The organism is Rhizobium grahamii (genome assembly GCF_009498215.1).
GTDB classification, from domain to species: Bacteria; Pseudomonadota; Alphaproteobacteria; order Rhizobiales; family Rhizobiaceae; genus Rhizobium; species Rhizobium grahamii_A.
The window spans coordinates 1199089-1219565 of sequence record NZ_CP043498.1 but is presented as its reverse complement, the minus strand read 5'-3'; the positions used below and the strand labels follow the sequence as shown (position 1 = coordinate 1219565).

Here is a 20477-nt window from a genome sequence, read left to right as displayed (position 1 = left end):
ATGAGTATCTTCCCAGACGATATCATCGCGCACGCAGAGGCAATCATTCGCGACTTCGCAGCCTCGGGCCTGATGGTGTCGACGGCGGAGTCCTGTACTGGCGGGCTGATAGCCGGCGTCCTGACCGAGATTTCAGGATCGTCGGCCGTCGTGGACAGGGGTTTCGTCACCTACACGAACACCGCCAAGATGGAGATGCTTGGCGTGCAGGAGGAGACGCTGATCCGGTTCGGCGCAGTCTCGGAAGAGACGGCGCGGCAGATGGTGCATGGGGCCCTCTTCCGCTCCCGCGCAGCCATTGCGGTCGCTGTTACCGGCATCGCGGGACCTGGCGGCGGATCGGCTCAAAAGCCGGTCGGACTGGTCCACCTCGCCGCCAAGTCGCGTACAGGCGGCCTCCTTCATCGGAAGATGCTCTATGGCGACATCGGTCGCGCCGAAGTGCGTCTCGCGACAGTCAGAACCGCGCTCAGCATGATCCGGGAACTGGCTCAGCCGTAGATTTTTGTCGCCCGCGTTTCGAAGGCTTCCGAGAACATGCGGAAGGCGCGATCGAACATCGAGCCCATGACCGCGCCGAGGATACGGCTCTTGAACTCGTAATCGATGAAGAAGTGGACGTTGCTGCCCGTAGCCGTATCCTCGAAGCGCCAGCGATTGTCGAGATAACGGAATGGCCCGTCGATATATTTGACCTCGATGACGCGTTCAGCCCGGTTCAACAGCACCTGCGTCGTGAAGGTCTCGCGGATCGCCTTGTAGCCGACGGTCATGTCGGCGATCAGCAGAACCTTGCCGTCACGTTCCTTGCGGCTGCGGATGCTCAGCGCCTCGCAGAGCGGAAGGAATTGCGGATAGTGCTCGACGTCGGCGACGAGGTCGAACATCTGATCGGCGGAATGCGGGACGGGGCGATGCGTTTCGAACTGAGGCATGACCGGCAGTTAAGTTGGAGCGCCGAGAAGATCAAGAAGATGGTTTACCTCGCGGCGGCTTTTCAGCTGAAAAACGGGGACATCAGGCCCATGCCTGTCGAGTCCGGCGATTACCAGAGGCGTAAGGCGCTTCTCGAATGTCCAGATGTAAGTCAGGAACTCCCGGTCCGGTAGGCGCTCCACGCAGCCGGGCGCCATATCGGGCCTTGTCCTGCCAAAATGGAAGAATGCGCGTTTGCAGATGCCCCACAAGCAAAGCCAGCGCGGCATTCGAACCCAGACAACAAGCTCGGCACGCGGGAGACGAAGGTCGAAGGTCGACGGACCGGTTCCGTCCATCAGCCAACGTTCGCCCGCGACAACTTCGGTGATCAGGCGACGCTCTTCGTCCTTCGAGCGCTTGATCCAACCCGGAAGCCAGAAGAACTCCTTGTCCATCGAGAAATAAGGAAGATCGAGCCTACGACTGACCTTTCGCGACAAAGTGCTCTTGCCGCCGCCGGAGCAGCCGATGATCATGATGCGCGCGGACTGCCTGAGCAGGCCCGCGGCTTTCCGCGTATCCTCGATGTAAGCCGGCATTTCTCTTCGCCTCCGCAAACAAAAAAGCCGCGGGAAAATCGCCGCGGCTTTCGAAAATTGCAAGCGCTCGTTGATTATTCCGCTGCGATCAGCAGCTTTTTCTCGCGCGCGGCCTTGAGGCGGGCGAAATCATCGCCGGCATGATGTGACGAACGGGTCAGCGGGCTCGAAGCCACCATCAGGAAGCCTTTGGTGTAGGCAACCGTCTCGTAGGACTTGAATTCGTCAGGCGTGACGAAGCTCATGACCTTGTGGTGCTTGCGGGTCGGCTGCAGGTATTGGCCGATCGTCAGGAAGTCGACGTCGGCAGTGCGCAGGTCGTCCATCAACTGCAGCACTTCGTTTCGCTCTTCGCCGAGGCCGACCATGATGCCCGACTTGGTGAACATGGTTGGATCCAGTTCCTTCACGCGCTGCAGCAGGCGGATGGAGTGGAAATAGCGTGCGCCTGGGCGAACGGTCAGGTAGTTGCCCGGCACGGTCTCCATGTTGTGGTTGAAGACATCGGGCTTGGCTGCAACGACGCGCTCGAGAGCACCGGGCTTCTTCAGGAAGTCGGGCGTCAGGATTTCGATAGTCGTCGCAGGCGATGCAGCGCGGATCGCCCAGATCACCTTCTCGAAGTGCTCGGCACCACCGTCTTCCAGGTCGTCGCGGTCAACCGACGTGATGACCACATGGCTGAGGCCCATCTGCTTGACGGCCTTGGCGACGTTCTCGGGCTCGGCCATATCGAGTGCATTCGGCTTGCCGGTCGAGACATTGCAGAAGGCACAGGCGCGGGTACAGATCTCGCCCATGATCATGAAGGTCGCGTGCTTCTTGTCCCAGCACTCGCCGATATTGGGGCAGCCGGCCTCCTCGCAGACGGTGACGAGCTTGTGCTCCTTCACGATCGAGCGGGTCTCGGCGTAGCCCTTGGAGGTCGGCGCCTTGACGCGGATCCAATCCGGCTTGCGCATGACTTCCTGATCGGGCTTATGGGCCTTCTCCGGGTGACGCACGCGCTTTTCAGCGTCTGGATTGATCCTGTCGAGAATAGTTACCATCAATAACCTGCCTTCAAACCGCCGGACGCGGCCGTCTTCGTCAGCGTCTGACGAGTTTTGCCATAAATAGCAAGATGCACGAGCCGACGAAACCCGTCACAAGGTAACCCAGCCAACCGCTGGCGACATAGATGCCCGCACGAGCGAAGATCGCGCTTGCGAGCACTGCGCCGACAATGCCGATGATGATGTTCATCAGAACACCGAAGCGGATGCTCATCAGAATGCCTGCCAGCCAACCCGCAAGGCCGCCAATGATGATCGTTGCGATCAAGCCTACGCCGTCCATCCTGCCCTCGCCCCTTACGCTATCGCCCTTGCGATCAGAACCACGATGATGGCACCGACCGTGGCATGAATGATCTGCACCACAAGCGCATTATCGATACCGAGCGATATGCCGAGCGCGTTGAAGAGAAAGCCTCCAACAAACGCACCGATGATGCCGCTCAGCAGGCACCGTATCAATCCGCCTCCGCCGACGATCAGGCTGGCGAGGAACCCCGCGACCAGACCGATCAGGAGGAAGATAAGCAGTGCCTGCGTACCCATAGACATGATGATTTCCTTTCGCTTTTTCCAGTCCGGGATCGGATGTGATCCAATCCGTCATAGAGAGCGGCGAAGAAAATTATCAAGCGTTCAGGACACGACCATAGGCATCCAGAACCGCTTCCTTCATCGTTTCGGAAACAGTCGGATGCGGGAAGATGGTGTGCATCAGTTCTTCCTCGGTCGTCTCCAGGTTCATGGCGACGACGAAGCCCTGGATCAGTTCGGTGACTTCGGCGCCGACCATGTGGGCGCCGAGCAGTTCGCCGGTCTTCTTGTCGAAGATCACCTTGCAGAGGCCCTGGTCCTCACCGAGCGCGATCGCCTTGCCGTTGGCGGCAAAGGAGAAGCGGCCGACGCGGATGTCGCGGCCCAATTCCTTGGCCTTGGCTTCCGTGAGACCGACGGAGGCGACCTGCGGGTGGCAGTAGGTGCAGCCGGGAACCTTGCCCTTGTCGGTCGGGTGGACGTTCGGCAGGCCGGCGATCTTTTCGACGCAGACGACGCCCTCATGCTCGGCCTTGTGCGCAAGCATCGGCGGGCCGGCGACGTCGCCGATGGCATAGATGCCGGCGATGTTGGTCTTGCCGTAGCCGTCGATGACGACGCAACCGCGATCCGTCTTGACGCCAACGGCTTCGAGGCCGAGATTTTCGATGTTGCCCTGCACGCCGACGGCCGAGATCATGCGGTCAGCAACGATCTGCTGGACCTTGCCATCCGCTGTCTCGACATGCGCGGTGATGCTGTCGGCGGCCTTCTCGACCTTGGTGATCTTGGCGCTGGTGATGATCTTCATGCCGCGCTTTTCGAGCTGCTTGCGGGCGATCGCCGTGACTTCGACGTCCTCGACCGGCATGATCGTCGGCATAACCTCGACGACGGTGACGTCGACGCCCATCGAGCGGTAGAAGCTGGCGAATTCGATACCGATCGCACCCGAGCCCATGACGATCAGCGACTTCGGCAGCGCTGCCGGCTTCATCGCCTCGAAATAGGTCCAGATCAGCTTGCCATCGGGCTCGATGCCCGGCAGCGCGCGCGGGCGGGCGCCTGTGGCGATGATGATGTGCTTGGCATTGTAGGTGCCCTCGCCCTTGATGTTCTTCGGAACCGGGTTCTGCGGCTCTACGACGGGCTTGGAGGACTTGCCGACGACGATCTCGCCTGGCTTGGTGATCGTGGCTTCGCCCCAGATCACATCGACCTTGTTCTTTTTCATCAGGAAGCCGACACCGCCGTTCAGCCGCGCCGAGACGCCGCGCGAGCGGGCGACGACAGCCTTGACGTCGGCCGACATCTTGCCCTCGAGGACGAGGCCGTAATCCTTGGCGTGGTTTGCGTGGTCGAGAACCTCGGCCGAGCGCAGCAGCGCCTTCGTCGGGATGCAGCCCCAGTTCAGGCAGATCCCGCCCAGGTGCTCGCGCTCGACGATCGCGGTCTTGAGGCCAAGCTGGCTGGCGCGCACGGCGGCGACATAGCCGCCGGGGCCCGAACCGATGATGATGACGTCGTAATTCTCAGCCATGTTTTCCTGCCTTTGTTATCGGGCGTCGCGGGTGAGAAGCACCCACTCGTGTTTCCTGCCGGTTTCGAAAAAGGCTACGGCATCCGCTCGCGCCGCCTCCGAAAATCCATTCTTCTTGTAAAGCGACAGAGCCGCCTCGTTGTAACCTGCGGTAATCAGGCTGACCGGCGCATTTTCCGCGCGTTCAATCTGATCCATGAGAAGCCGTCGACCGATCCCGATGCCACGCAGATGGCTGTAGACACCGAGCGTTGCGATAAACCAGCTTCCCACCACCATTTTCTGCAGATCGATGACCGGTCTCAGCGCCGGGCGATCCGCCTCGATATTCCGTATGCCTTCGCCGAGACCATAGCCGATCGCAGCTCCCGCGATCTCGCCATAAGCTTCGGCAATTACCGCGTCGCTCCAGTTGCCCTGCCCCTGGTCGCCGCGCAGCTTTTGCCGTCCCCGTTCCATCGGCGTATCGCCGCCGCCGTTTCCGAGCTCCGAGAGCCATAGCCAGGAGGCGAAACCATGCGAGGCGATATCCGTGAGTAAAGCCAGCTCCGTCGCATCTTCCCGCGTCGCGGAACGAAGCGAAACGAAGGATCCCATCCTCAAAGCCCCAGCATCATCCGCACAGTCGATTCCATGCCGCGCCCGAGAGCGCGGGTATTGTCCGCGTCGAGATGGATGCCATCCACCGGTGTCGTCTTCGCCACGGAGTTGCCGTCAAAGAATCCGCAGCCGAGCTCGTCCGCGAGATCGCGATAGAGGGTTGCAAGCTTCGCCGACTCCTCGATGCCACCGACAAAGGACGCCGCAAACGGCACATTCGCCGTTTCGCGGATCTTCGGCGGCGCAACGATCAGGATGTCCGGCCCATCGAATTCGAAGGGCCAAGCGTGATTGCGGATGAGACGCACCAACCGCGCAATGCCCTGGCAGGCGGCGAAAGCCGACCCTGCCACGACAGGCTTCATGTCATTGGTGCCAAGCAACAGAATGACCAGATCCAGCGGCGCATGCGTCTGCAGGATCGTCGGCAGGATGCGTGCACCGTTCCGGTCGCAATCGGCCAGATGGTCGTCGAAGGCGGTGGTCCGGCCGTTCAATCCTTCAACGATGATCCTGACATCGTTGCCAAGTGCCGCCTGAAGCGCACTTGGCCAACGATCCTTGTAGGCATGACGTCCGATCGTGTCGGCGTCATAGCCCCAGGTCAGCGAGTCACCATAGCAAAGAACGGTCTTCGTCATTTCCGCCTCCGCTTCGGTCTCAGACGAGCATACCCATCGGGTTTTCGATGTAGCCCTTGAACGCCTGCAGCAACTCCGCACCAAGAGCACCATCGACGCAGCGATGGTCGGTCGACAGCGTAACCGTCATCACGGTAGCGACAGCCAGCTGACCGTTCTTGACCACGGGGCGCTGCTCGCCCGCGCCGACCGCGAGGATCGTTGCGTGCGGCGGGTTGATGACGGCAGCGAACTGCTTGACGCCCATCATGCCCATGTTGGAGACCGACGAGGTGCCGCCCTGATATTCCTCGGGCTTCAGCTTGCGGTCCTTGGCGCGCTTGCCGAGGTCGCGCATCTCGTTGGAGATCGCCGACAGGGTCTTCTCCTCGGCCTTGCGGATGATCGGGGTGATCAGGCCGCCGGGGATCGACACGGCAACGCCGACATCGGCGTGCTTGTGCTTGACCATGTTGGCTTCGGTCCAGGAGACGTTCGCATCCGGAACGTCGCGAAGGGCAAGCGCCATGGCCTTGATGACCATGTCGTTGACCGACAGCTTGTAGGCCGGGGCACCATCCTTGCGGGGTGCGGCGTCGTTGAGCTGGGCGCGCAGCGACATGAGCGCATCGAGCTCGCAATCGACGGTGACGTAGAAGTGCGGCACGGTCTGCTTGGATTCGACCAGGCGCTTGGCAATGACCTTGCGCATGCCGTCATGCGGCACGAGCTCGTAGGAGCCGGGCTCGAACAGCTTGAGAACCGTCTCGTCCGATGCGCCCTTGGGAGCAGCGGCCGGAGCGGACGCAGCAGCCTGCGATGCTGCGGCAGCCGGAGCAGCCTTTGCGCCGCCGCCCGATACGGCAGCCTCGACGTCGCTCTTGACGACGCGGCCATGCGGGCCGGAGCCGGCGATGGCCGAGAGATCGATACCGGCTTCCTTGGCCAGACGACGTGCGAGCGGCGAGGAGAAGGTGCGGTTTCCAGATGCAGATGCAGATGCAGCAGCAGGTGCTGCGGCTGGAGCCGCTGCTGCGGCAGGCGCGGCAGCAGGCGCCGGAGCGGCTTCGCTCTTCGCTTCCGCCTTCGGCGCTTCCGCAGCCTTCGGAGCCGGAGCCGCCGAGCCGGCGCCGCTTGCGGCAGCGGCGACGTCTTCGCCGTCAGCGGCGAGAACGGCAATCAGCGCGTTGACCTTGACGCCTTCGGTGCCGGCAGGAACGACGAGCTTGGCAACAACGCCCTCGTCAACCGCTTCGACTTCCATCGTCGCCTTGTCGGTCTCGATCTCGGCGATGACATCGCCTGATTTGACCGTATCGCCTTCCTTGACCAGCCACTTGGCGAGGTTGCCCACTTCCATGGTCGGAGACAGGGCAGGCATCGTGATGTTGATAGGCATCGAAATACCCTTCCCTTGTTACTTGTAGCAGACGGCCTTCACGGCCTGCACGACTTCGTCGACACTCGGCAGAGCGAGCTTCTCGAGGTTGGCGGCGTAAGGCATCGGAACGTCCTTGCCGGCGATCGTCAGAACCGGCGCATCGAGATAGTCGAAGGCCTGCTGCATGACGCGCGTGGCGATTTCTGTGCCGACGGAGTTCTGCGGATAGCCTTCCTCGACAGTCACCAGGCGGCCGGTCTTCTTGACCGATTCGATCACGGTCGGAAGGTCCATCGGGCGCAGCGTGCGCAGGTCGATCAGTTCGGCGTCGATGCCGATCTTCTCGAGCTCGGCGACAGCCTTGGTCGCATAGGTCATGCCGATGCCGAAGGAGACGATGGTGACGTCCTTGCCCGGACGGTGGATGCGGGCCTTCCCGATCGGAAGAACGAAATTATCCATCTTCGGCACATCGAAATGCTGACCGTAGAGGATTTCGTTCTCTAGGAAGACGACCGGGTTCGGATCGCGGATGGCGGCCTTGAGCAGGCCCTTGGCGTCGGATGCCGTGTAGGGCATGACGACCTTGAGGCCCGGGATCTGGCTGTACCAGGCCGAGTAGTCCTGGCTGTGCTGGGCGCCGACGCGCGCAGCCGCGCCGTTCGGACCACGGAACACGATCGGAGCGCCCATCTGGCCGCCGGACATGTAGAGCGTCTTGGCAGCAGAGTTGATGATCTGGTCGATCGCCTGCATGGCGAAGTTGAAGGTCATGAACTCGACGATCGGCTTCAGGCCGGACATCGCAGCGCCGACGCCGACGCCGGCAAAGCCGTGCTCGGTGATCGGGGTGTCGATGACGCGGCGAGCGCCGAATTCCTGCAGAAGACCCTGGGTGACCTTGTAGGCGCCCTGGTATTCGGCAACTTCCTCGCCCATGACGAAGACGTTGTCGTCGGCGCGCATTTCTTCGGCCATGGCGTCGCGAAGTGCTTCGCGCACGGTCATGGAGACCATTTCGGTGCCTGCCGGGATTTCCGGATCGTTCGGAACAACTGCCTTCGGTTCAGCCGGAACCGGAGCCTGAGCGGCGACAGGCGCTTCAGCGGCCTGAGGCGCAGCAGCCGGAGCTGGTGCTGCAGCGGCAGGCGCAGCCGAGATGTCGGATGCCGATTCACCGTCCTGAAGCAGGACCGCGATCTTGGCATTGACCTTCACGTTTTCAGTGCCGGCCGGAACCAGCAGCTTACCGATGACGCCTTCGTCGACGGCTTCGACTTCCATCGTCGCCTTGTCGGTTTCGATTTCAGCGATTACGTCACCAGACTTGACGGTGTCGCCTTCCTGCTTGAGCCACTTGGAAAGCGTGCCTTCTTCCATCGTCGGAGAGAGGGCGGGCATGAGAATATCGATTGGCATGGGTCTACCCTCCCCGATTACAGCAGAATGTCAGTGTAGAGTTCGGATGCATCCGGCTCCGGATCGGCCTGGGCGAAGTCGGCGCTGTCGGCTACGATATCGCGGACGTCCTTGTCGATCGCCTTGAGATCGTCTTCCGAGGCCCAGCCCTTTTCGATGAGGCGCGCCTTGACCTGCTCGATCGGATCCTGCTCGGAGCGCATTTTCTGCACTTCTTCCTTCGTGCGGTACTTCGCCGGGTCCGACATCGAGTGACCACGGTAACGATAGGTCAGCATCTCAAGGATGATCGGTCCCTTGCCGGAGCGGCAATGCTCGAGGGCTTCGTCCGCAGCAGCCTTGACGGCGCGAACGTCCATACCGTCAACCTGAATACCGGGGATGCCGAAGCCCGAGCCGCGGAGCGAGTAGTTCGACTGCGCGGTTGCACGGGCGGTCGAGGTACCCATGGCGTAACGGTTGTTTTCGACGATGTAGATGATCGGGAGCTTCCAGAGAGCAGCCATGTTGAAGCTCTCGTAGACCTGGCCCTGGTTGGCGGCGCCGTCACCGAAGTAAGCGACGGAGACGCTGTCGTTGCCACGATAGCGGTTCGCGAAGGCAAGACCCGTTCCGAGCGAGACCTGAGCACCGACGATGCCGTGACCGCCGTAGAAATGCTTCTCTTTCGAGAACATGTGCATCGAGCCGCCCTTGCCGCGCGAATAACCGCCGCGGCGGCCAGTCAACTCGGCCATGACGCCACGCGCGCTCATGCCGGTTGCCAGCATGTGGCCGTGATCGCGATAGGCGGTGATGACCTGATCGCCTTCCTTCTGCGCCATCTGCATGCCGACGACGACAGCTTCCTGGCCAATATAAAGGTGACAGAAACCGCCAATGAAGCCCATGCCGTAAAGCTGACCGGCCTTCTCTTCGAAGCGGCGGATCAGCAGCATGTCGCGATAAGCGCTGAGCTCTTCATCACGCGAGAAATCGGCAACGGGACCACCATTGGATGCCCTGTTTGCCGGCTTTGCGCTTGTTTTACGGCTGGAAACGGTCGCGTTCTTTCGCGGCGCCATTCAACCCTCCCTATGGGTTTGTCGGTTCTTTGGTGGCGCACACCATAGGGAAGAAATTTGGCCACAGCAATGCCATAAATGCATGGCTCGTATTCACCAGTAAACTACTGATAAATATGAATTTATTTCGATTAACTGAATTTCGGTTAATTGGAATAATGATTGAATATGACGACTTCGTCGGCACGAGAAACATTAAGCTGAAGACGCGCTTTTTCGTCCAGCATATCCTTGTCCATCGAACCGTCGCTCAGCAGCGCGACCTGCTTTTCAAGATGCTCGCGCTTACCTTTCAGAACCGCCAACTCCTTTTCACGCGTAATCCGCTGGCGCTCGAACGCTTCGGTTGCCCGCAGACCGTAATCACCGTGAATGCAATGATAGCCGAAGTAGGAAAGAAAGGCGACCGTCATGGCCGGAACCACGAAACGACCGATCTTTTTCTTCTTGTGATGCTTTGTCCACATAAACGCACGCTCGAACGCATTACCTCGATGCGAGCAAGACTAACGGGTAGAGATTAACTGTCCGTTGACTATGAAAAATCAGGCACGAAAAAACCCGCGCCTTTGAAAGACGCGGGTCCAAGCTGTTGAAATCAGGTACGATTAGCCGCGAAGGATCGAACGGCCAGCGTACTGCGCCTGCGGGCCGAGGCCTTCTTCGATACGGATCAGCTGGTTGTACTTGGCAAGACGGTCGGAGCGCGACAGCGAGCCGGTCTTGATCTGACCGCAGTTGGTCGCAACCGCGAGATCAGCGATCGTCGAATCTTCGGTTTCGCCCGAACGGTGCGACATGACGGCGGTGTAGGCTGCCTTGTGCGCGGTGTTGACGGCATCAAGCGTTTCCGTCAGCGAGCCGATCTGGTTGACCTTGATGAGGATGGAGTTGGCAACGCCCATCTTGATGCCGTCGCGCAGGCGCGCCGAGTTGGTAACGAACAGGTCGTCGCCGACCAGCTGAACCTTCTTGCCGGCCAGATCGGTCAGCGCCTTCCAGCCATCCCAGTCGTCTTCAGCCATGCCGTCTTCGATCGAGATGATCGGGTACTGGGCGGCGAGCTGGGCAAGGTATTCAGCCATTGCGCCCGGCTCCAGGGTGCGGCCTTCGCCTTCGAGGACGTACTTGCCGTCCTTGAAGAATTCCGTCGAGGCGCAATCGAGGCCGAGGTGGATGTCTTCGCCAGGCTTGTAGCCGGCTTTCTCGATCGACTTCATGATGAAGTCGAGGGCTTCAGGCGCGCTCTTCAGGCCTGGTGCGAAACCGCCTTCGTCGCCGACGTTGGTGTTGTGGCCCTGAGCCGACAGTTCCTTCTTGAGGACGTGGAAGACTTCCGAGCCCATGCGCACGGCTTCGCGGATGGAATCAGCGCCAACCGGAAGGATCATGAATTCCTGGAAGTCGATCGGGTTATCCGCATGCGCGCCGCCGTTGATGATGTTCATCATCGGAACCGGCAGCAGGTGAGCCGAAGCGCCACCGACGTAGCGGTAGAGCGGCAGGCCGGCAGCCTGAGCAGCAGCCTTGGCAACAGCAAGCGATACGCCGAGGATGGCGTTGGCACCGAGGCGCGACTTGTTCGGCGTGCCGTCCAGCTCGATCATGATGTTGTCGATCTGGATCTGGTTTTCGGCATCGATGCCGCCGATGGCGTCGAAGATTTCCGTGTTGGCGGCTTCGACGGCCTTTTCGACACCCTTGCCGAGGTAGCGCTTGCCACCATCGCGAACTTCGACGGCTTCGTGCGCGCCGGTCGACGCGCCCGACGGAACAGCCGCACGGCCCATGCTGCCATCTTCCAGATAGACATCGACTTCAACCGTGGGGTTGCCACGGCTGTCGAGAATCTCGCGGGCGATAATGTCGGTAATTGCGGTCATCGGCTTTTCCTGCTTGAGGGTGGATAAATCGTTTGAAATCCGTCTTAATCGAAGATGCGCAAATTACAATGGCGCTTTGCGCATGCTTCGCAGCGATGTTCGTGCGTGGCCTATTACACGAACATGTCAGTCTTTTGAACGTCAGCCCTTTGCGATGGCGTCAAAGGCCAGGAGCTTTTCGAGAAGCCTCGGCATATCCTTGAGATAGACCATGTTCGGACCATCCGACGGAGCATTGTCTGGATCTTCGTGCGTCTCGACGAACACACCCGCGACGCCGACAGCCACGGCGGCGCGTGCCAGTGTCTCGACGAACTCGCGCTGACCGCCGCTGGAACCACCCTGCCCGCCCGGCTGCTGCACCGAATGCGTCGCATCGAACACCACGGGAGCGCCAAGGCCCGCCATGATCGGCAGCGAACGCATATCCGATACCAGTGCGTTATAGCCGAAGGAGGCGCCGCGCTCGCAAAGCAGGATGTTCGGGTTGCCGCTGTCGTTGAGCTTGGCAAGCACGTTCTTCATGTCCCAGGGAGCCAGGAACTGGCCCTTCTTGACGTTGATGGTGCGACCGGTCTTGGCGGCAGCGACCAGCAGGTCGGTTTGACGGCTGAGGAAGGCCGGGATCTGCAGGATGTCGACGACAGTGGCCACCTCGGCGCATTGTTCCTCGGTGTGAATGTCGGTCAAGACAGGGAAGCCGTATTCCTTCTTGAGATCAGCGAACACCTCGAGTGCGGTCTCGAGACCGATGCCGCGCTGTGCCGAGAGCGACGTCCGGTTCGCCTTGTCGAAGGAAGACTTGTAAACGAGGCCAATGCCGAGCTTGTCGCAGAGCTCCTTCAGAACGCCGGCGATCATGAACGCATGGTCGCGGCTTTCCATCTGGCAGGGCCCGGCGATCAGAGACAGCTTGCCTGCGTTGGAAAAGGAGACGTGGCCGGCGCCTTCGCCAACCACGACTTCGGAATTTGTCTGGCTCATCGTTTCTCCTCGAAGGCGAAGAGCGCGCCCTGCCCGGGCGCAGCCTTCACCAGAATTCGATTGTTCTTGCGCGTGTAGGTCATCCCGTTAGCAGCCAAATGCGCTTCTGTCACGGCGAGATCGCCAACCTTGAAGACGATCGCAACGCCTCGCAGACCGCGATCCGCAGCGGGAGCCGCAAGATCGAAATAGGCGTCGAGCCCATCCGGCGAAAGAATACAAACCCGCGCATTCGGCGCGATTACGCTGACCCCGAACGCATCCTCGCGCACGGCGCCTGAGCACGACACATGCCGCATGAAGAGCGAGAATGCCTTGGGATCGGGCGCCGTCAGAACGATATCGGCAATACCGGTGACCCCGTTATCGTGCGTTTCCAATGCTTTGCGATCGGCGGGCAAGGGGTTGACCCGCTGGCAGGTAAACAGGAAGAAATCCGGCGCTCTCAGATCGGCCGCAAAAGCAAGCCGAAAGGCAGCTGTCGTTTCCGTCCCATCCGGCATTTTCATCGGACGGGAAAACTGAAGCATGTCACCGCCGCTGATCTTGTCGGCCTGAAAACGGGCGTGGTCGCGGTCAGCATCAGAGGTGCCGAGAACGACCGCGGACATGCCTTCATCGCCGCAGCGAAACCGAAATGCCCGATCGCGAGATGTGAAACTGTTCCCCTTCTTCAGCGACGTCTCGTAAATATCGGTGTCCGCGATCCCGAGTGGTTCCAGATATGTTTTGTCGGCGAAGAAAACGCAGGCGTTTTCCGTTCCAAACGGATGACGGGCATCAGCCGCCACGGTGAAGCCAAGCTTGCCGAGCCGCTCGCGGGCGAGACCTATGTTGGCCACCGGCAGGACGATGTGATCAAGAGGATGGGCTTCACTCACAGGCAGATCCTCCTTCCAAAACCAGCATCGGTGTGCGCCCGATGGCAGAACAATGCAACAAGCTTTCGATATCCCGCAAATGAAATGCAAAAACAGGACAAGTCCGACGCAAGTTTTACGAAAATTTAGGCACTTGCAGAACACATATGGAACATATAGTGTCCGTTCTGGCTTTGTTTCACGACTCTGGGGTTCGACTTCGATGCTGACACGCAAGCAACAGGAGCTTCTTCTCTTCATTCACGAGCGAATGAAAGAGTCCGGCGTCCCGCCGTCCTTCGACGAAATGAAGGATGCACTCGACCTCGCTTCGAAGTCGGGCATTCATCGCCTCATCACCGCTCTCGAGGAGCGCGGCTTCATTCGTCGACTGCCGAACAGAGCGCGCGCGCTCGAGGTTATCAAGCTGCCGGAGGCATACAGCCCCAGCATTCAGCCTCGGCGTGGCTTTTCGCCCAGCGTGATCGAAGGCAGCCTTGGGAAGCCGCAACCTGCCCCTGCGCCGAAACCCGCCCCTAGTGCCGACAACGGCAATTCCGTCTCCGTGCCCGTCATGGGACGCATTGCTGCGGGCGTTCCGATTTCGGCAATCCAGAACAACACCCATGATATTTCGGTGCCAGCCGACATGCTGGCATCCGGCGAACATTACGCGCTTGAGGTCAAAGGCGACTCGATGATCGAGGCCGGCATTTTCGACGGCGATACGGTCATCATTCGCAATGGCAGCACGGCCAACCCCGGCGACATCGTCGTGGCCCTGGTCGACGACGAGGAAGCGACGTTGAAGCGCTTCCGCCGCAAGGGGGCATCGATCGCGCTGGAAGCCGCCAATCCGGCTTACGAAACGCGCATTTTCGGCCCTGACCGCGTCAAGGTACAGGGTAAGCTTGTCGGGCTGATCCGCCGGTATCACTAGGCTGCCGCACGGCGTCCGCATAGGCTCCGGTGCGCCAATCATAGGCCCGCTGCCGCATCCAGGGACGGTCGAGGCCGGTGTATGCTGTGTTGATCACCGGTGATCCCTGGTCATCAATGCGTATTTCCAGGGCGCCGGTTCGCCGAAGGCTATCGCCGGTAAACAGAAGCGATCCGGACCTGCACTGCGCAAGCCGCACCCGAGCGGGCGTGATGACGATGTCTGCAACGTCGCATGCTGAGCCGAGATAGGCGAGATTGTCGACGACGACGACCAGATAGCCGCTCTTCAAAGTCACAGCGCACCACGCTGATTTTGCGCAGGAAAATTGCGTCGTTTCCGTCGATCGACGCATGAGATCGGTCGCCGCGCGCCGCTCTTTCGCGGTCAGGACCACACGCTCGTGATCCCGCTTTTGCGGTGGCGGCGGGACATCCGTGAGGATCAGCGGCGGCACTTGCGGCTCGATCGCCAGCGCCCGCTGCCATTGATTGAAGATGAACTCTCCGGGCTTTGGTTTGTTGGTCGCCAGCACCTCGTCGTCGACGACTGCGACCAGCGAGCCGTCATCCGATACGAGCAACTCCGGCAAAGGTGATCCCGGCAGAAACCTGAGGCAGGCGGTCGCGATGAGCATGACGGCAAAGCCGAGATATTTGAGGCGCGTGAAAAGCAGCGTCTGCAACAGGAACGCCAGAGAGGCGACGGCAAAGTACCATGCCGGAAGGCGGCCGACGTCGACGGTGCCTCCCCAGCCCGACACCGTCTTGGCGATGTCGATGACGATATCCAGACCGAAGCCCGCTATCTTCCAGGGCAGAACGTCAAGGCCGAGCGGCGTCAGCAGCATTGCCAGCATGCCCATAGGCATGACGACGAACGAGATAACCGGCATCGCCATCAGGTTCGCCGGCAGGCCATAGGCGCTCAGGCGGTGAAAATGCTCGATTGAGAAGAGTGCGGTCGAGAAGCCGCCAATCATCGACGTCAGGGCAATGCCGGCGAAGAAGCGAAACACGAAGCCGATCGGTTTGAACACGGGGTGAACGAATAGCGCCTTGCCGGGCATCGAGCCGCTTATCCAGCCGACATAACCCGAAACTAGGGCCAGCGTGGCGGCGAACGACATCTGAAAGCTTGGTCCGAGCACTGCCGACGGCGATGTCAGGATGATCAGCAGGGCAGAAAGCGCCACGTTACGGAGGCTGATCGAGGGACGGTCGAAGAGCGCCGCGACCAGCATGATCGCCATCATGATATAGGCTCGTTCGGCCGAGACCGCGAAGCCGGATATGAGATAGTAGGCCGTCAGTGCGGCCAACGCGCCGGCTGCAGCAATTTTCTTGGTCGGATAGGCCTGCGCGAAGGCCGGGAAAAGGCCGAAGACCGCTCGTAGGCCAATAAAGAAAATGCCGGCTGACAGCGCCATGTTCAGCCCGGAAATGGCGACGATATGGGCGAGCCCGGATTGACGCAAGGCCTCGGTCGTCTCGTCCGAGATCGCCCGGCGCTCGTCGGTGACAAGCGAGGCGGCAAAGGCGCCGGTATCGCCAGGCAGGATGGACCGGATGCGCTCGCCGATGCTGCTTCTCAGCCGATACAGGCCTTCGACGATCGTGTCGGGTGCCGAGCGCCGTGGCGACAGAGCATCAGGAGCGACTTCGACCGGTTCACCATAGGCAAAGCCATTTGCGCCGACGCCAGCGAAATATGCGTCGAACGCGAAATCGTTCAATCCGGGCAACGCCGGCCCGGCTGGAGGTGTGAAGCGGGCACGGACTTCTATCCAGCTACCGATCGGAATTGGCGCATCCCCGCGCGCCAGCAGAGACACACGTTCTGGCATGCGCTTCAGCGCCGGTGACGCAGTTCGCTCCACCGCGAGGATATAGCGCCACCGGCCCTTGTCATCACCCTCGCGGCGTTCGACTCGACCGGTCAGTGTGGTGGTGACGGCTGAATCGAGAATGATCGTCCCTGCCCGCCACGTCTCTATCTGCGCTGCCAACATGCCGCCGACGCAAAGGAGACCGGCAAGTGCGGCGCGCCGTGGTAGCGGTCGACCGGCGCCCGCCGCGACGAAGACCAGGGCCAGGAAAGTAATCCATGCGCCCAGCCTGAACAATGAGGCGTCGGTGTCGAACTCGAACCAGGCAACGGCGCCAGCGCCTGCCAGCACCGGCGCGCAAAGAAACAGACGTCCATGATCCAGTTCCGCGGCCAGCGCCAGCCTGCCGGCAGACCAGCGCCTGCTTGCCTGCCGGGCGATTTTTGACGGCCACCGCGATGACGTTTGCGTGAATGTGGGCGTTGCACGACGCGCGATCACGACGTGTGCCGACGCGGATACGCCTGCTGTCGCAAGCGGTGCGCCCGAGTCGACCTCGATCGTCTTCAACTCCGGCATGCATTCCTGCCCGCAACGACCCCATCCTACAACCAGAATGCAAGCTATCCGGCCCTCAGGCAACAATAATCGATTGAATTAAAGAGAGAATTTCGAACACCGAAAAGCCAAGGATTATCATTAGCTTCCGCTATGCAAGTACGGCATCTCTGCGGTGCTTAAAAGTTGATACTGCGATGCACAAAATGGCATCACGGTAACTTGGCATTAGGGCCGCGATCATATAGCTATCGTCGACGACGCTTAACCCTATGGCGCTTTTATGGCGCCACCCGCCAGTTTGGAGGATCAGAATGACGGAACAAAGCGCAACACTGAAAATCGGTGACAAATCAGTCGATCTCGCCGTCAAGAGCGGCACGATCGGCCCTGATGTCATCGATATCGGCGCCCTGTACAAGAACACGGCTTCCTTCACGTACGATCCTGGTTTCACCTCGACCGCATCCTGTGAATCGAAAATTACCTACATCGACGGCGACGAAGGCGTTCTTCTGCACCGCGGTTATCCGATCGAGCAGCTCGCCGAGCACGGCGACTTCCTCGAAGTCTGCTACCTGCTTCTCTACGGCGAACTGCCGACTGCAGCACAGAAGAAGGACTTCGACTATCGTGTAACGCACCATACGATGGTGCACGAGCAGATGAGCCGCTTCTTCACCGGCTTCCGCCGCGACGCACACCCGATGGCCGTTATGTGCGGCTGCGTCGGCGCCCTGTCGGCCTTCTATCATGACTCGACCGACATCACCGATCCGCACCAGCGCATGGTCGCTTCGCTGCGCATGATTGCCAAGATGCCGACGATCGCGGCGATGGCCTACAAGTACCATATCGGTCAGCCCTTCGTTTACCCGAAGAACGATCTCGACTACGCGTCGAACTTCCTGCGCATGTGCTTTGCCGTTCCTTGCGAGGAATATGTGGTCAATCCGGTGCTTGCCCGCGCCATGGACCGCATCTTCATCCTGCACGCCGATCACGAGCAGAACGCATCGACCTCGACCGTTCGTCTCGCCGGCTCCTCGGGTGCGAACCCGTTTGCCTGCATCGCGGCCGGCATCGCCTGCCTCTGGGGCCCCGCTCACGGCGGCGCCAACGAAGCAGCTCTCAACATGCTGCAGGAAATCGGCAGCGTTGACCGCATCCCTGAGTACGTCGCCCGTGCCAAGGACAAGAACGATCCGTTCCGCCTGATGGGCTTTGGTCATCGCGTCTACAAGAACTACGACCCGCGCGCCAAGATCATGCAGAAGACGACGCACGAAGTGCTCGGCGAACTCGGCATCAAGGACGATCCGCTCCTGGAAGTGGCAATGGAACTCGAGCGCATCGCGCTGACGGACGAGTACTTCATCGAGAAGAAGCTCTATCCGAACATCGACTTCTATTCCGGCATCACGCTGAAGGCTCTGGGCTTCCCCACGACCATGTTCACCGTGCTCTTCGCCCTGGCCCGTACCGTCGGCTGGATCGCTCAGTGGAACGAAATGATCGAGGATCCGCAGCAGCGGATCGGTCGTCCGCGTCAGCTCTACATCGGCGAGCCGAAGCGCGATTACGTTCCGGTTTCCAAGCGCTAAGCGGCAATCGCCACAATATGAAAAGCCCGGTCAGAAATGACCGGGCTTTTTCTTTTGAACGACATCAAGCACGATTTCGGCGGCGTGCTCGCCGGGCGGTTTCTCGGTGCGCATGCGCTCCCAAACAAGGTCATAGCCCTCGACCATCGCGCGGCGCGGCAGGGTATCGACGGAGAGCTTCTCCATCCAGCGCGCCAGGCTCGCTCCGCGAACGACCTCGTTGATATATTCAGGTACGACGGCATAGTCGGCGATGAGGTTGGGAATGGCCCCCGTCCACGTCTTGATGCGGCTCGTCATCAGCTTGATGATCCAGTCGGTCTGGTAGGTCGACACGCATGGGACGCCGGTCAGCCCCAGCTCAAGAATGACAGTGCCGGATGCCGCCATCGCAGCATCCGCTTCCGCAAATGCCCGCCATTTTGCATCGGCTCCGACCACGAGCTCCGGCCTTACCGCCCAGCCGTCCATCATTTCGCGTATCATTGCTTCGCGGCGAGCCAGGGTCGGCAGCACGAAGTGCAGATTGGCGTTGCGAGCTGAAAGTTCCTGAACTGCCTCGCCAAAATGCGGGAGCAGCTTGGAGATCTCCGAACCACGCGATCCGGGCAGAAGCATAATCGTCCGGAGATCCGTCGTCTGGCGTGGCTTGGTCTCGGCACGCAATTTGCGCGCCGCGAGCAGCGCCGGATCCGCCGTCAGCCGGTGTCCGACATATGTCGTCGGCGGACCGCCGAGTTTTTTCATGATCTCGGGTTCGAACGGCAAGACGGCGAGGACGTGGTCGACGTAACCAAGCATCTTCTGGGCGCGGTACTCCTTCCACGCCCAAACGCTCGGGCAGACATAGTTCACGACCGGGCAATCCGGCAGCGCGGCCCGTACACGCTTGGCAACGCGATGGGTGAAATCAGGGCTATCGACGATAATGAGGACATCAGGCTTTGCCGCAATCACGGCTGCTGCGGTCTGTCTGATGCGACGAACCAGCTTCGGCAGCTTCGCGATTACCTGCGTAATCCCCATAATCGAGAGCTCGGAGAAATCGAAAAGCGATCGCAAGCCCTGTTCTTCCAGAGCCTCTCCGCCCACCCCAATCAGCTCGATTAGGCCTGCGTATCGCTCTTTCAGGGCAGCAATCAGATCCGCGGCGAGGAGGTCACCTGAAACCTCGCCGGCTATAATCGCAACCTTCAGAGTTTCCTTGCTCATTCCAATCCCCAGGATGGCAGGCCGCGATCGATACCACAGACAAACAGGCCGGCATCATTCGCCGCCTTGATCACGGCGTCTCGTTCCAGCACCAGCGCGCGGCCAGCTTCGACCGCAACGCCGGCAAGCCCGGCCCTGCTTGCATTCTCGACCGTGGAGATTCCCATCGAGGGCAAGTCGGCGCGAATGTCCTGCTGCGGCTTGCAGAGCTTTACGAGCACGCCCTTGCGACGCGCCGAAATTCTTCCGGCAGCCCGCAGACCCGCGACACGCTCAAGCATGCTGTCGGTGCCCTCGACGCCCTCAAGAGCCACGATCCGCCCACCGACGGCAACGGCACCCTGACCCACATCAAGCCGACCAAGCGCATCGGCCGCCTCTCCCGCCTTGGCAATGTCTCTGAGATCATCCGCATTCGGCACGACCGAACCCAAGGGCCCGACCGTCGCCAGCAAATCCGGCGCTATCTCCTGCGCGCCGACGACACGGCGGCCGTTCACTTCGATCAGCTCGATCACCATACGAAGAACCGTATCGTCGCCGCCCGACAGAAGCGTCCGAATTACTCCGGGAATTTTCGCCAGCGTTTTCCAGGTCGGACGAACCTCGCGCCAATCAGGACGACGCTTCACCCCGCCGGACATCACCACGCGGTCGACAGCGTTCGTGTCCAGGAGACGGGCCAGCGCGGCAAAGTCACCGACGCCGATCATCGCATGGTCAAAGTCCTGCCAGGAACGGTCGGCCTCGTTCTTCAGCGCGATGATAAATGGATTTTCGCCAGCAAGACGCGCGGCGTCGGCAACATAGGACGGAAGAAGGCCGCTGCCCGCGATAATCGCGAGCCGCCCTTTCGTTGCGTCACCGGCCGGAGACAA

21 protein-coding genes are annotated in these 20477 nt (G+C 60.7%); 3 read left to right on the top strand and 18 right to left on the bottom strand.

Features of this window, described 5'->3' with window-relative positions; genetic code table 11:
- The gene (locus tag FZ934_RS06090; protein ID WP_153270326.1) at positions 1-501 is read left to right on the top strand and encodes a CinA family protein; all 501 of its coding nucleotides are present in this window, start codon (positions 1-3) and stop codon (positions 499-501) included.
- Here the strand turns inward: FZ934_RS06090 and FZ934_RS06085 are convergent.
- The 15 genes from FZ934_RS06085 to FZ934_RS06015 form a co-directional block, all read right to left on the bottom strand.
- On the bottom strand, positions 492-935 hold the full coding sequence (locus FZ934_RS06085; RefSeq protein WP_113363054.1) for a type II toxin-antitoxin system RatA family toxin: 444 nt from the start codon (positions 933-935) through the stop codon (positions 492-494). The two genes, FZ934_RS06090 and FZ934_RS06085, sit on opposite strands and share 10 nt — an antisense overlap.
- Positions 936-944: 9 nt before the next feature.
- Positions 945-1517: an AAA family ATPase gene (locus FZ934_RS06080; RefSeq protein WP_153270325.1), complete on the bottom strand. Its 573-nt coding sequence runs from the start codon at positions 1515-1517 to the stop codon at positions 945-947.
- Between the two features lie 74 nt (positions 1518-1591).
- Positions 1592-2566 (bottom strand): lipoyl synthase, encoded by a 975-nt coding sequence (gene lipA / locus FZ934_RS06075; protein WP_153270324.1) that lies wholly within the window; start codon positions 2564-2566, stop codon positions 1592-1594.
- Between the two features lie 40 nt (positions 2567-2606).
- Positions 2607-2855, bottom strand: coding sequence for a GlsB/YeaQ/YmgE family stress response membrane protein (locus FZ934_RS06070; RefSeq protein WP_153270323.1), 249 nt, complete (start codon positions 2853-2855; stop codon positions 2607-2609).
- 14 nt (positions 2856-2869) lie between these two features.
- Complete coding sequence (locus FZ934_RS06065; RefSeq protein ID WP_113363058.1) at positions 2870-3124, bottom strand: GlsB/YeaQ/YmgE family stress response membrane protein; 255 nt, start codon at positions 3122-3124, stop codon at positions 2870-2872.
- A gap of 76 nt (positions 3125-3200) precedes the next feature.
- Positions 3201-4646 carry a dihydrolipoyl dehydrogenase gene (gene lpdA, locus FZ934_RS06060; RefSeq protein WP_153270322.1) on the bottom strand — a complete coding sequence of 482 codons (1446 nt, stop codon included), beginning with the start codon at positions 4644-4646 and terminating at the stop codon, positions 3201-3203.
- A 15-nt stretch (positions 4647-4661) separates the two neighbouring features.
- Entirely contained in the window at positions 4662-5243 is a 582-nt protein-coding gene (locus tag FZ934_RS06055; protein WP_153270321.1) for a GNAT family N-acetyltransferase, read from the bottom strand.
- A gap of 2 nt (positions 5244-5245) precedes the next feature.
- A complete protein-coding gene (locus FZ934_RS06050; RefSeq protein WP_153270320.1) occupies positions 5246-5887 on the bottom strand; it encodes an SGNH/GDSL hydrolase family protein in 642 nt (213 codons plus the stop codon).
- A 19-nt stretch (positions 5888-5906) separates the two neighbouring features.
- Positions 5907-7265 (bottom strand): pyruvate dehydrogenase complex dihydrolipoamide acetyltransferase, encoded by a 1359-nt coding sequence (locus FZ934_RS06045; RefSeq protein WP_153270319.1) that lies wholly within the window; start codon positions 7263-7265, stop codon positions 5907-5909.
- A gap of 18 nt (positions 7266-7283) precedes the next feature.
- Positions 7284-8666, bottom strand: a complete 1383-nt coding sequence (locus FZ934_RS06040) for a pyruvate dehydrogenase complex E1 component subunit beta (protein ID WP_153270318.1) — start codon at positions 8664-8666, stop codon at positions 7284-7286.
- 17 nt (positions 8667-8683) lie between these two features.
- Entirely contained in the window at positions 8684-9730 is a 1047-nt protein-coding gene (gene pdhA, locus FZ934_RS06035) for a pyruvate dehydrogenase (acetyl-transferring) E1 component subunit alpha (protein WP_153270317.1), read from the bottom strand.
- 146 nt (positions 9731-9876) lie between these two features.
- Positions 9877-10197, bottom strand: coding sequence for an FtsB family cell division protein (locus tag FZ934_RS06030; protein ID WP_113363065.1), 321 nt, complete (start codon positions 10195-10197; stop codon positions 9877-9879).
- A gap of 141 nt (positions 10198-10338) precedes the next feature.
- A complete protein-coding gene (gene eno, locus FZ934_RS06025) occupies positions 10339-11613 on the bottom strand; it encodes a phosphopyruvate hydratase (protein ID WP_113363066.1) in 1275 nt (424 codons plus the stop codon).
- 141 nt (positions 11614-11754) lie between these two features.
- Complete coding sequence (kdsA, locus tag FZ934_RS06020) at positions 11755-12597, bottom strand: 3-deoxy-8-phosphooctulonate synthase (protein WP_153270316.1); 843 nt, start codon at positions 12595-12597, stop codon at positions 11755-11757.
- The gene (locus FZ934_RS06015; protein ID WP_153270315.1) at positions 12594-13478 is read right to left on the bottom strand and encodes a VOC family protein; all 885 of its coding nucleotides are present in this window, start codon (positions 13476-13478) and stop codon (positions 12594-12596) included. The genes kdsA and FZ934_RS06015 overlap by 4 nt, the downstream gene beginning before the upstream one ends.
- A gap of 202 nt (positions 13479-13680) precedes the next feature.
- On the opposite strand from FZ934_RS06015, the gene lexA reads away from it, so the two are divergent.
- Positions 13681-14397, top strand: coding sequence for a transcriptional repressor LexA (gene lexA, locus FZ934_RS06010; RefSeq protein WP_113363069.1), 717 nt, complete (start codon positions 13681-13683; stop codon positions 14395-14397).
- Here the strand turns inward: lexA and FZ934_RS06005 are convergent.
- Complete coding sequence (locus tag FZ934_RS06005) at positions 14351-16804, bottom strand: ComEC/Rec2 family competence protein (protein WP_153270314.1); 2454 nt, start codon at positions 16802-16804, stop codon at positions 14351-14353. The two genes, lexA and FZ934_RS06005, sit on opposite strands and share 47 nt — an antisense overlap.
- A gap of 293 nt (positions 16805-17097) precedes the next feature.
- On the opposite strand from FZ934_RS06005, the gene gltA reads away from it, so the two are divergent.
- Entirely contained in the window at positions 17098-18387 is a 1290-nt protein-coding gene (gene gltA, locus FZ934_RS06000) for a citrate synthase (protein WP_153270313.1), read from the top strand.
- Positions 18388-18417: 30 nt separating this feature from the next.
- Here gltA and lpxB read toward each other — a convergent pair whose 3' ends face one another.
- Positions 18418-19599 carry a lipid-A-disaccharide synthase gene (lpxB, locus tag FZ934_RS05995; RefSeq protein WP_153270312.1) on the bottom strand — a complete coding sequence of 394 codons (1182 nt, stop codon included), beginning with the start codon at positions 19597-19599 and terminating at the stop codon, positions 18418-18420.
- Positions 19596-20477: an LpxI family protein gene (locus tag FZ934_RS05990; protein WP_153270311.1), complete on the bottom strand. Its 882-nt coding sequence runs from the start codon at positions 20475-20477 to the stop codon at positions 19596-19598. The genes lpxB and FZ934_RS05990 overlap by 4 nt, the downstream gene beginning before the upstream one ends.

Excerpts from the sequence above, each read along its gene's own strand:
- FZ934_RS06090 (WP_153270326.1), top strand. The coding sequence starts at position 1 with ATGAGTATCTTCCCAGACGATATCATCGCGCACGCAGAGGCAATCATT.
- FZ934_RS06085 (WP_113363054.1), bottom strand. The coding sequence starts at position 935 with ATGCCTCAGTTCGAAACGCATCGCCCCGTCCCGCATTCCGCCGATCAG.
- FZ934_RS06080 (WP_153270325.1), bottom strand. The coding sequence starts at position 1,517 with ATGCCGGCTTACATCGAGGATACGCGGAAAGCCGCGGGCCTGCTCAGG.
- lipA (WP_153270324.1), bottom strand. The coding sequence starts at position 2,566 with ATGGTAACTATTCTCGACAGGATCAATCCAGACGCTGAAAAGCGCGTG.
- FZ934_RS06070 (WP_153270323.1), bottom strand. The coding sequence starts at position 2,855 with ATGGACGGCGTAGGCTTGATCGCAACGATCATCATTGGCGGCCTTGCG.
- FZ934_RS06065 (WP_113363058.1), bottom strand. The coding sequence starts at position 3,124 with ATGTCTATGGGTACGCAGGCACTGCTTATCTTCCTCCTGATCGGTCTG.
- lpdA (WP_153270322.1), bottom strand. The coding sequence starts at position 4,646 with ATGGCTGAGAATTACGACGTCATCATCATCGGTTCGGGCCCCGGCGGC.
- FZ934_RS06055 (WP_153270321.1), bottom strand. The coding sequence starts at position 5,243 with ATGGGATCCTTCGTTTCGCTTCGTTCCGCGACGCGGGAAGATGCGACG.
- FZ934_RS06050 (WP_153270320.1), bottom strand. The coding sequence starts at position 5,887 with ATGACGAAGACCGTTCTTTGCTATGGTGACTCGCTGACCTGGGGCTAT.
- FZ934_RS06045 (WP_153270319.1), bottom strand. The coding sequence starts at position 7,265 with ATGCCTATCAACATCACGATGCCTGCCCTGTCTCCGACCATGGAAGTG.
- FZ934_RS06040 (WP_153270318.1), bottom strand. The coding sequence starts at position 8,666 with ATGCCAATCGATATTCTCATGCCCGCCCTCTCTCCGACGATGGAAGAA.
- pdhA (WP_153270317.1), bottom strand. The coding sequence starts at position 9,730 with ATGGCGCCGCGAAAGAACGCGACCGTTTCCAGCCGTAAAACAAGCGCA.
- FZ934_RS06030 (WP_113363065.1), bottom strand. The coding sequence starts at position 10,197 with ATGTGGACAAAGCATCACAAGAAGAAAAAGATCGGTCGTTTCGTGGTT.
- eno (WP_113363066.1), bottom strand. The coding sequence starts at position 11,613 with ATGACCGCAATTACCGACATTATCGCCCGCGAGATTCTCGACAGCCGT.
- kdsA (WP_153270316.1), bottom strand. The coding sequence starts at position 12,597 with ATGAGCCAGACAAATTCCGAAGTCGTGGTTGGCGAAGGCGCCGGCCAC.
- lexA (WP_113363069.1), top strand. The coding sequence starts at position 13,681 with ATGCTGACACGCAAGCAACAGGAGCTTCTTCTCTTCATTCACGAGCGA.
- FZ934_RS06005 (WP_153270314.1), bottom strand. The coding sequence starts at position 16,804 with ATGCCGGAGTTGAAGACGATCGAGGTCGACTCGGGCGCACCGCTTGCG.
- gltA (WP_153270313.1), top strand. The coding sequence starts at position 17,098 with ATGACGGAACAAAGCGCAACACTGAAAATCGGTGACAAATCAGTCGAT.
- lpxB (WP_153270312.1), bottom strand. The coding sequence starts at position 19,599 with ATGAGCAAGGAAACTCTGAAGGTTGCGATTATAGCCGGCGAGGTTTCA.